Genomic DNA, 10,134 nt, shown 5'->3' with positions numbered 1-10,134 from the left:
GCCGCGTCTGGTCCAACCCCGGGCGCCCGCCCGCCACCCAACTGCGCGGGGGCCCGCCGCCGTTCAGTACCGCCTGCGTCGGGAGCCGGCGGTGCAGTGGGTGCCGAGCCGGCTCAGTTGCGGGCGCCGTCGCCCGCTGTCGTCTCCGCCGCCTCCTCGGCCGACTGCTGCTTCGGGATCTCCACGGCGGCGGGGGCCTCCGCGGCTTCCGGCTCGTCGGCCGCGGCAGTCTCCGGTTCCCGCTCCGACGACTCCGGGGACGCCTCCGCCTCGGGGGCGGCCTGGCGGGCGGTCTCCGAGGCCGCGTCGGAGACTGCCTCGGCCGGGGCCTCCGCCGTCACCGGCGCGGCGTTCGTCTCCTCGGAAGGAGCCTCGGGTGTCGCCTTACGACGGAAACGTGAAAAAACGCCCATATCTACTCCAAAACCTACTCGTGTGGGCGAAGTTCCGTACCGCCCGGAGCGTCTCCTTGCGCCGCCCGCGGGCACCGGTCGGTAAACCGGCGTTCGGAACCTCGCAACAGGCAACGAACCCCCGGCCGTACCGTCACCTCGCTCGTTCGGGGACTCCTCCGCATGTTTGCGAAACTGGGGCGGTGAGAACTGCAGCTCCCGCACCGCGGGTCATCGCCGTCGTCGGTCCCACCGCGGCCGGAAAGTCCGATCTGGGTGTCTTCCTCGCCCGGCAGCTCGGGGGCGAGGTCGTCAACGCCGACTCCATGCAGCTCTACCGGGGGATGGACATCGGCACCGCCAAACTGACGCCCGAGGAGCGCGGCGGCGTCCCCCACCACCTCCTCGACATCTGGGACGTCACCGAGGCCGCGAGCGTCGCCGAGTACCAGCGGCTGGCCCGCGCGGAGATCGACCGGCTGCTCGCCGCGGGCCGCACCCCGGTCCTCGTCGGCGGCTCCGGGCTCTACGTACGCGGCGCCATCGACGCCCTCGAATTCCCCGGCACCGACCCGGCGATCCGCGCCCGCCTGGAGGCCGAACTCACGGAGCTCGGCCCCGGCGCCCTGCACGCCCGGCTCGCCGCCGCCGACCCCGGCGCTGGAAAGGCGATCCTCCCCAGCAACGGCCGCCGCATCGTCCGCGCCCTCGAAGTGATCGAGATCACCGGCCGGCCCTTCACCGCCAACCTGCCGGGCCATGACGCCGTCTACGACACCGTGCAGATCGGCGTCGACGTCGAGCGGCCCGAGCTCGACGAACGCATCGCGCTGCGTGTCGACCGGATGTGGGAGGCGGGGCTCGTCGACGAGGTGCGCGCGCTGGAGGCGCGGGGACTGCGGGAGGGGCGCACGGCCTCACGTGCGCTCGGCTACCAGCAGGTCCTCACGGCGCTCGCGGGGGAGTGCACCGATCAGGAGGCGCGCGCGGAGACCGTACGCGCCACCAAACGCTTCGCGCGCCGTCAGGATTCGTGGTTCCGCAGGGACCCGCGCGTGCACTGGCTGAGCGGGGCCGCCGCCCACCGGGAGGAACTTCCGCATCAGGCGCTGACGTTGGTCGAACGAGCGGTTACAGCCTGATCACGTGATGGCATCGGGACGCCCTGCCCGTCATTCCGGCGCCCCGGACCGTGCCATCATCGAGCATCGATCGACGGTGAGTCCGAGTTGGGAGGGCGCGTGGCGATGGAGGCCGGCCCTCACGACACAGAGCGACAACCGCTGGGCGCGACGGACAGCGCGTCCCGGTTGAGCCCTGACGGACCCGACGAGCAGGACGTCCTCGTGGACGAGGTCGAGGTCGAACTCCGGCCGCCGCGCCGGCTGCGGATCTGGCAGCTCGCCCCCATCGTGATGCTCGCGGCCCTCGGCTCGCTGATGTTCGCCTTTCCCCTCGCCTTCGGCACCGGGGACGGCGGCGCGGTCGTCGCCATGCTGGGCCTTCTGATCAGCTGCTGCGCCGCGGGCTGGGGCCTGATGGCCGCCCGCCGGGTCGGCCACATCTGGCCCGGTCTGCCGCCCCGCGGCTCCGGCGAACGCCCCGACTGGCGTGTCATCGCCCTCTACGTCGGTGTGGGTGTCGTCATCGTCACGCTCGCCGTCTGGCGCGTGGCCCGCCTCCGCTGACTCCCTGGCCGCAGCGCACGGGAGTCGCCCCGGCGAGCCGCCTCGGATCACTGTTGTCGCACCCTCCTCGTACGATGGACGGCGTGAGCACCTCGCAGACCTCGGCGGTCCCCTTCCTCAAGGGTCACGGGACCGAGAACGACTTCGTGATCGTCCCCGACCCGGACAATGCCATCGACCTGCCCGCGTCCGTCGTCGGGCGGCTGTGCGACCGCCGGGCCGGCATCGGCGGCGACGGGCTGCTGCACGTCGTGCGCTCCGCGGCCCATCCCGAGGCACGGTCCATGGCGGACGAGGCCGAATGGTTCATGGACTACCGCAATGCCGACGGCTCCATCGCCGAGATGTGCGGCAACGGCGTGCGTGTCTTCGCCCGCTACCTCCAGCGGGCGGGCCATGTCGAGTCCGGCGACCTCGCCGTGGCGACCCGCGGCGGCGTCAAGACGGTGCACATCGCGAAGGCCGCGCCCGACAGCGGAACCGACACGGGCGACATCACCGTGTCGATGGGCCGGGCGGCCCTGCCCGGACAGACCGTCACCGTCACGGTGCGGGACCACAGTTGGCCCACGCGGAACGTGAACATGGGCAATCCGCACGCCGTCGCCTTCGTCGGGCATCTCGACGACGCGGGCAACCTGTACACCGAACCGTCCTTCTCTCCGGCCGCGGTCTACCCGGACGGCGTGAACGTCGAGTTCGTCGTCGACCGCGGTGAACGCCATGTCGCCATGCGGGTGCACGAACGCGGCTCCGGCGAGACCCGCTCCTGCGGCACCGGCGCCTGCGCCGTCGCCGTCGCGGCGGCCCGCAGGGACGGCATCGACCCCGCGGTCACCGGTGTGCCCGTGACGTACACCGTGGATCTCCCGGGCGGACGGCTGGTGATCACGGAGCGTCCCGACGGAGAGGTCGAGATGACCGGGCCCGCCGTCATCGTCGCCGAGGGGTACATCGAGCCCGCGCTCCTCGCACAGACCGAAACCCCGCTCGGATAGAGCTTCGCTCGAATGGGTGATCCGGTTCACGCTCAGCGAGAGCCGGACTGCGCCACGTGGTGGGCTCGGTAGCATCAAGCACCGGCCCGGAGGGCACGCCTGCTCTTCCACCGCCGGTCGATTGTTGCCGGAGGTGCCCCCATGAGTGCAGAGGCCGCCAACCCTGGTGCCCACAGCCGCAGACGCGGCCGTCCCAGGATCGACCTCCGCCGGCTGGGGCGTGCCGCGCTCCTCGGACCCGCCGGGCGTGACCGGCTGCCCGACGCCATCGGGCATGTCGCCGAAGCGCACCGTGCCCACCACCCCGACGCGGACCTCGCCATCCTGCACAAGGCATACGTCCTGGCGGAGACCTCGCACCGCGGACAGTTCCGCAAGAGCGGCGAGCCCTACATCACCCATCCGCTCGCAGTCACCCTGATCCTCGCCGAACTCGGCGCGGAGACCACGACTTTGACGGCATCTCTGCTCCACGACACCGTCGAGGACACCGATGTGACCCTGGAACAGGTGAAGGCGGAGTTCGGCGCCGAAGTCGCCTATCTGGTGGACGGTGTCACCAAGTTGGAGAAGGTCGACTACGGCGCCGCCGCCGAACCCGAGACCTTCCGCAAGATGCTCGTCGCCACCGGTAACGACGTCCGCGTCATGTCCATCAAACTCGCGGACCGGCTGCACAACATGCGCACGCTCGGCGTGATGCGCCCCGAGAAACAGGCCCGCATCGCCAAGGTCACCCGCGACGTCCTCATCCCGCTCGCCGAACGGCTCGGCGTCCAGGCGCTCAAGACCGAGCTGGAGGACCTCGTCTTCGCCATCCTCCACCCGGAGGAGTACGAGCAGACCCGCGCCCTGATCGCCGAGAACACCGCCGCCGGAGAGCTGCTCGACGCCATGGCGGAGCGCTTCGGCGCGGTGCTCCGGGAGGCGGACATCACCGCCGAAGTCCTCATCAGACCCCGGCACTTCGTCTCCGTCCACCGGGTCAGCCTCAAGCGCGGCGATCTGCGCGGCACGGACTTCGGGCGCCTGTTGGTACTCGTCGGCGAGGACGCCGACTGCTACGCGGTCCTCGGCGAACTGCACACCTGCTTCACGCCGGTGATCTCCGAGTTCAAGGACTTCATCGCCGCCCCCAAGTTCAACCTGTACCAGTCGCTGCACACCGCCGTCGCGGGCCCGGACGGCGCCGTCGCCGAAGTCCTCATCCGTACGCACCAGATGCACAAGGTCGCCGAAGCCGGCGTCATCGCGCTCGGCAACCCGTACGTACCCCTGGAAGGCGCGGAACCGGCCGACGGTGAGCGCGCCGACCCCACACGGCCGGGCTGGCTCTCCCGGCTGCTGGAGTGGCAGGAGTCCACTCCGGACCCCGACACCTTCTGGACGTCGCTGCACGCCGATCTGGCACAGGACCGCGAGATCACGGTCTTCCGTGCCGACGGGCGGATGCTCGGCCTGCCCGCCGGCGCGAGCTGTGTCGACGCTGCCTACGCGCAGTACGGCGAGGAGGCCCACGCCTGCATCGGCGCGCGCGTCAACGGCCGTCTGGCGACGCTGAGTACGGTGCTCAGCGACGGCGACACGGTGCATCTGCTGCTCGCCCACGACTCCGCCTCGGGACCCTCGCCCGAATGGCTCGACCACGCCCGCACACCCGCGGCGCGCATCGCCATCACCACCTGGCTCCAGGCCAACCCCGAGGAGACGAAGGACGCGGCGGCGGCCCCTCGCCGGCCCGCACCCGTCACCACCGAGCGGCCCACCGACGCGAACGCGGTCGTCGATCTGCCCGACGCGACCGTACGGCTCGCCGGGTGCTGTACGCCCGTACCGCCCGACGCCGTCACCGGCTTCGCCGTACGCGGCGGAGTGGTCACCGTCCACCGCGAGGAGTGCTCCGCCGTCGCACGGATGAGGTCCCTGGAGCGCGAGCCGATCAAGGTCAGCTGGGGCGACGCCGCCTCATGCCGGGTGACCCTGGTCGCCGAGTCCTTCGGCCGCCCCCGGCTCCTCGCCGACCTCACCGAAGCCATCGCCACCGAGGGCGCCGCCATCGTCTCCGCGACCGTCGAGCCGCCGAGCCAGTCCCGCGTCCGGCACACGTACACCCTGCAACTCCCCGATGCCGCCGGGCTTCCCGCCCTGATGCGGGCCATGCGCGATGTGCCGGGGGTGTACGACGTGAGCCGCACCCAGCATCCGGCGGCCACCACCTGACCTCGTTCGGGTGGCATGGCGCGCGTCGTCACCGCGGCCGCCGTACGCGCTGGTAGCCGTAGGGCATGCTGCTCTCTTCCCGGCGCCGCCTGCGTGCCGCCCTGCTGGCCGCCGCGTCGGCCACCCTCGTCGCCGCCGCCCTGCCGTCACCGACGCCGCTCGGCATCGGCGACCCGCTGTTCCCGCACCTCGGCAACCCCGGCTACGACGTGGTCGCCTACGACATCGCCCTCACGTACAACGGCACCAACACCGCGCCGCTGGACGCCGTCACCAGGATCGACGCCGTCGCCACCCAGCGGCTCGACCGCATCAACCTCGACTTCACCCACGGCACGGTGAGCGAGGTGGTGGTGAACGGCCTCCCGGCCGAGTTCGCCACCGCGGGCGAGGACCTTGTCGTGGAACCGGCCGTCGCCCTCCAGCGCGGCTCCCAGGTGCGCATCACCGTCGCGCACACCAGTGACCCGCGGGGCGCGGCCAGTGCGGGCGGCTGGGTGCGCACCGGGGACGGGCTGGCCATGGCCAACCAGGCCGACGCCGCGCACCGGGTGTTCCCGTCCAACGACCACCCCGCCGACAAGGCGTTCTTCACCTTCCGCATCACCGCCCCCAGCGCGCTCACGGCGGTGGCCAACGGGCTCGCCGAGTCGAAGCGCCGGAACGGCACCACCACCACCTGGTCCTACCGCACTGCCCACCCCATGGCCACCGAGCTGGCCCAGGTCTCCATCGGCTCCTCGGCCGTGGTGAACCGCCACGGCCCGGGCGGGCTGCCCGTGCGCGACGTGGTCCCCGCGAAGGACCGGGACCGGCTGGAGAAGTGGCTGGCGAAGACGCCCGGCCAGCTCGAGTGGATGGAGGAGAAGGCCGGCCGCTACCCCTTCGAGACCTACGGCGTGCTGGTGGCCGACGCCGACACCGGGTACGAGCTGGAGACCCAGACCCTCTCGCTGTTCGAGCGCGCTCTCTTCACCAACCCCGCCTACCCGGAGTGGTACGTCGATTCGATCATGGTGCACGAGCTGGCCCACCAGTGGTTCGGCAACAGCGTCTCGCCCCGCACCTGGTCCGATCTGTGGCTCAACGAAGGCCATGCCACCTGGTACGAAGCCCTCTACGCGGAGGAGAAGTCCGGCCACACCGTCGAGAGCCGGATGCGCGAGGCGTACAAGCACTCCGACCAGTGGCGGACCGACGGCGGCCCGCCGGCGGCGCCGAAGCCGCCCGCCCCGGGGAAGAAGATCAGCCTCTTCCGCCCGGTGGTCTACGACGGCAGCGCGCTCGCCCTCTACGCACTGAGGCAGACCATCGGCAAGGAGGCATTCGAGCAGCTGGAGCGGACCTGGGTCAGCGAGCACCGGGACGGCACCGCGACCACCGAGGACTTCACCGCTCTCGCCTCCGAGATCGCGGGGCGTGACCTCTCGGTGTTCTTCCGTGAGTGGCTCTACGGGCAGCGGACCCCGGCGATGCCGGGCCACCCGGACTGGCGGACCACGGCCCCGAAGAAGGCCGCGGCCCGGTGAAATAAGGGTGACGGCCCCGGAGGCACCGTGCGACCATCAGCAGGTCGGCGACGCGGCCGGGGCCGGAATTCCCCCACGGGAATGATCCGGGCCCGTCACACGTTGTCACTGACATACGTACCGGAGTTCTCCGGCACGTCACGGCATTTTCTCTTCGACGCAAAGGATCCAATGACCTCCTCTTCATCCCCTTCCCAGGACGAGCAGAGTTTCGCGGAGACGCGCACCGAGAGCCTTCGGGCCGATGCCCTGATGGAAGAGGACGTCGCCTGGAGCCACGAGATCGACGGAGACCGGGACGGCGACCAGTTCGACCGTTCCGAGCGTGCCGCGCTGCGGCGTGTGGCGGGCCTCTCCACCGAGCTCGAGGACGTCACCGAGGTCGAGTACCGGCAGCTGCGCCTGGAGCGTGTGGTGCTCGTCGGTGTCTGGACCACGGGGACGGTGCAGGACTCGGAGAACTCCCTCGCAGAGCTTGCGGCCCTCGCCGAGACGGCGGGCGCCCTGGTCCTCGACGGTGTCATCCAGCGCCGCGACAAGCCGGACCCGGCCACCTACATCGGCTCCGGCAAGGCGCAGGAGCTTCGGGACATCGTGCTCGAGACCGGCGCCGACACCGTCGTCTGCGACGGTGAGCTGAGCCCCGGCCAGCTGATCCACCTGGAAGACGTCGTCAAGGTCAAGGTGGTCGACCGGACCGCACTGATCCTCGACATCTTCGCCCAGCACGCCAAGTCCCGAGAGGGCAAGGCGCAGGTGGCCCTGGCACAGATGCAGTACATGCTGCCGAGGCTCCGCGGCTGGGGTCAGTCGCTGTCCCGGCAGATGGGTGGCGGCGGCGGTGGCGGCATGGCCACCCGTGGCCCCGGTGAGACCAAGATCGAGACGGACCGTCGTCGGATCCGCGAGAAGATGGCGAAGATGCGCCGGGAGATCGCGGAGATGAAGACCGGCCGCGAGATCAAGCGGCAGGAGCGCCGACGCAACAAGGTGCCCTCCGTCGCGATCGCCGGTTACACCAACGCCGGAAAGTCGTCCCTGCTCAACCGCCTCACGGGCGCCGGTGTCCTGGTGGAGAACTCCCTGTTCGCCACCCTGGACCCGACCGTCCGCCGGGCCGAGACGCCGAGCGGCCGGCTCTACACGCTGGCCGACACCGTCGGGTTCGTGCGGCACCTGCCGCACCACCTCGTCGAGGCGTTCCGCTCCACGATGGAAGAGGTCGGTGACGCCGACCTGATCCTGCACGTGGTGGACGGCTCGCACCCCGCACCGGAGGAGCAGCTGGCTGCCGTGCGCGAGGTGATCCGCGACGTGGGTGCGGTCGACGTACCCGAGATCGTGGTGATCAACAAGGCGGACGCGGCCGACCCGCTCGTGCTGCAGCGACTGCTGCGCATCGAGCGGCACGCGATCGCGGTGTCGGCCCGGACCGGCAAGGGCATCGACGAGCTGCTGGCGCTCATCGACATCGAACTGCCGCGGCCCGAGGTCGAGATCGAGGCACTCGTTCCGTACACGCAGGGCAGCCTGGTCTCGCGGGTGCACGCCGACGGTGAGGTCCTCTCCGAGGAGCACACCACGGACGGCACCCTGCTCAAGGCACGGGTGCACGAGGAGCTGGCCGCGGCGCTGGCCCCCTATGTACCGGTGCCTCACTGATCGCGCACTGATCACAGCCGACAGCGCCCGCCCCTCGTCGAGAGGGGCGGGCGCTGTCGCGTTGTGCGCGGACCGTCCGGCGGTCGCGGCCCGCGCTCACCCGGAGGTGGCGGCCCGCGCCGGGACTACCGGTTCGCGAACTTGTCGCTCATCGTCGTGTAGATCTGCTGCGCGCCCTCGCCCAGGCGCGGACCCGCCAGCCAGCCCGAGGTGACCGGACCGATGGACGTGTTGGACACGAGCGCGAGCTTGCCGTTCGGCTGGGTGGCGAACCATCCGCCGCCGGACGAACCGCCGGTCATCGTGCAGCCGATCCGCCACATCGTGGGCGTGCCCGGGGCGATGGAGAGACGGCCGGGACGGTCGATGCACTTGTGCATGATCGCGCCGTCGTACGGCGGCGCGGCCGGGTAGCCCCACGCGCCCATCGAGCTGATGTTCCGTGCCTCGGGAGCGGCGAAGTTCACGTCGAGCGCGACTCCGACGGTCTCCTCCAGCGACTTGCCGCCCCGCTCCGGCTTCACATGCATCACGGCGTAGTCGTACGGAGCGCCCGTGCCGCCGGTGGGGCCGCCCTGGCTGATCCACTCGCCGGAGGTGGAGACCCAGTCCGCCCAGTACACGCCGTACGGGGCGACGTCCTGCGGCTGCGCGGACTCCAGCGCCGCGGGGGACTGGCCCTTGTCGTTGTAGGCGGGGACGAAGGCGATGTTGCGGTACCAGCCGCCCGCCTGACCGGCGTGGACACAGTGGCCCGCGGTCCAGACGAGGTTGGACTTGCCCGGGTTCTTCGGGTCCTTGACGACGGTGGCCGAGCAGACCATCGAGCCCTGCGGGGAGTCGAAGAAGACCTTGCCGACCGGTGCGGCGTTCTGGTGGTACGGCTTCTTTTCCGGGACGGCCGTCACCGGGCGCGGCTCCGGGTCGGTGACGTCCTGATCGCCGGTGATGTCGCCGGCGGCGAGCGTCTTCGCCGGCGCCTTGGCCGTCGTCATCCGCTCGGGCTTCCAGAGCCCCTCGATCACCGGGTTGACGAAGTCCTTGGCCTCACGCAGCCACTTGTCCTTGTTCCAGTTCTTCCACTCGCCGTTCTTCCACTTCTCCGGGTCGACGCCGTGCTCCTTGAGCCGGTCGGCCAGATCCGCGGGAATCTCGGCGCCGCCCTGATCGGCGGCGGAGCTGGAAGAAGCGGGCTTGTCGGCGGCCTTGTCCTCACCCGGGCCACATGCGGTGGCCGTCAGCGCGAGCGCCGCGGCGGTGCCGATGGCGGCCACCAGCGGACGTATGGATCGCATGGAAACGATTCCCCCTGAAGGTGCTTTCTGTAGATGCTTCTGACGTGCTGCGGAATGCGTCATGAACGTGTCACGTAATAGGTCGTGTACCGGTCATGCGAAAGGGCGGCCTTCCGGGGCCGCCCGCTACCGCGGCGCCACTCTATGACGGTGGCAGGCCGCTGAGTTGGGGCAGACCCTCACCTGCACGGAGTCTCCACGAGGCGGGACATCACCGGGTGCCGGAGCTACGGCGAACCCCGGTTCGGAACGCCGGGCGAACGCTCGACGCCGGGTGTCCGCAGGGAGAAGGGCAGGGGCCCGCGACCGCCCGGCCACGGGCCCCTGCCCTCTTTTCCGCGAACCGCGTG

The 10,134-nt window shown here is 70.9% G+C and carries 8 protein-coding genes; 6 read left to right on the top strand and 2 right to left on the bottom strand.

Going from position 1 to position 10,134, the window contains the following annotated elements; all coding sequences use genetic code 11:
• Positions 1-113 precede the first annotated feature (113 nt).
• Positions 114-413 (bottom strand): hypothetical protein, encoded by a 300-nt coding sequence (locus tag ACFWU3_RS20625; RefSeq protein WP_384439330.1) that lies wholly within the window; start codon positions 411-413, stop codon positions 114-116.
• Positions 414-595: 182 nt separating this feature from the next.
• On the opposite strand from ACFWU3_RS20625, the gene miaA reads away from it, so the two are divergent.
• The 6 genes from miaA (at position 596) to hflX (ending at position 8,489) form a co-directional block, all read left to right on the top strand.
• Entirely contained in the window at positions 596-1,534 is a 939-nt protein-coding gene (gene miaA, locus ACFWU3_RS20620; RefSeq protein WP_384439327.1) for a tRNA (adenosine(37)-N6)-dimethylallyltransferase MiaA, read from the top strand.
• A 105-nt stretch (positions 1,535-1,639) separates the two neighbouring features.
• Complete coding sequence (locus tag ACFWU3_RS20615) at positions 1,640-2,080, top strand: hypothetical protein (protein ID WP_384439340.1); 441 nt, start codon at positions 1,640-1,642, stop codon at positions 2,078-2,080.
• 74 nt (positions 2,081-2,154) lie between these two features.
• Positions 2,155-3,078, top strand: a complete 924-nt coding sequence (gene dapF, locus ACFWU3_RS20610; protein ID WP_384439324.1) for a diaminopimelate epimerase — start codon at positions 2,155-2,157, stop codon at positions 3,076-3,078.
• 141 nt (positions 3,079-3,219) lie between these two features.
• Positions 3,220-5,298: a RelA/SpoT family protein gene (locus ACFWU3_RS20605; RefSeq protein WP_384439321.1), complete on the top strand. Its 2,079-nt coding sequence runs from the start codon at positions 3,220-3,222 to the stop codon at positions 5,296-5,298.
• Between the two features lie 65 nt (positions 5,299-5,363).
• Positions 5,364-6,827, top strand: a complete 1,464-nt coding sequence (locus tag ACFWU3_RS20600) for a M1 family metallopeptidase (protein WP_384439318.1) — start codon at positions 5,364-5,366, stop codon at positions 6,825-6,827.
• Positions 6,828-6,998: 171 nt separating this feature from the next.
• Positions 6,999-8,489, top strand: a complete 1,491-nt coding sequence (gene hflX, locus ACFWU3_RS20595; protein WP_384439315.1) for a GTPase HflX — start codon at positions 6,999-7,001, stop codon at positions 8,487-8,489.
• A 125-nt stretch (positions 8,490-8,614) separates the two neighbouring features.
• On the opposite strand, the gene ACFWU3_RS20590 is transcribed toward hflX, so the two are convergent.
• Positions 8,615-9,784 (bottom strand): trypsin-like serine peptidase, encoded by a 1,170-nt coding sequence (locus ACFWU3_RS20590; RefSeq protein ID WP_384439312.1) that lies wholly within the window; start codon positions 9,782-9,784, stop codon positions 8,615-8,617.
• Positions 9,785-10,134 lie beyond the last annotated feature (350 nt).

The organism is Streptomyces sp. NPDC058685, assembly GCF_042714725.1.
Taxonomy (GTDB): domain Bacteria; phylum Actinomycetota; class Actinomycetes; order Streptomycetales; family Streptomycetaceae; genus Streptomyces.
The sequence above is the reverse complement of the archived record's forward strand: the minus strand, read 5'-3'. Positions and strand labels throughout refer to the sequence as shown.

Excerpts from the sequence above, each read along its gene's own strand:
- ACFWU3_RS20605 (WP_384439321.1), top strand. The coding sequence starts at position 3,220 with ATGAGTGCAGAGGCCGCCAACCCTGGTGCCCACAGCCGCAGACGCGGC.
- ACFWU3_RS20625 (WP_384439330.1), bottom strand. The coding sequence starts at position 413 with ATGGGCGTTTTTTCACGTTTCCGTCGTAAGGCGACACCCGAGGCTCCT.
- dapF (WP_384439324.1), top strand. The coding sequence starts at position 2,155 with ATGGACGGCGTGAGCACCTCGCAGACCTCGGCGGTCCCCTTCCTCAAG.
- ACFWU3_RS20590 (WP_384439312.1), bottom strand. The coding sequence starts at position 9,784 with ATGCGATCCATACGTCCGCTGGTGGCCGCCATCGGCACCGCCGCGGCG.
- ACFWU3_RS20600 (WP_384439318.1), top strand. The coding sequence starts at position 5,364 with ATGCTGCTCTCTTCCCGGCGCCGCCTGCGTGCCGCCCTGCTGGCCGCC.
- hflX (WP_384439315.1), top strand. The coding sequence starts at position 6,999 with ATGACCTCCTCTTCATCCCCTTCCCAGGACGAGCAGAGTTTCGCGGAG.
- ACFWU3_RS20615 (WP_384439340.1), top strand. The coding sequence starts at position 1,640 with ATGGAGGCCGGCCCTCACGACACAGAGCGACAACCGCTGGGCGCGACG.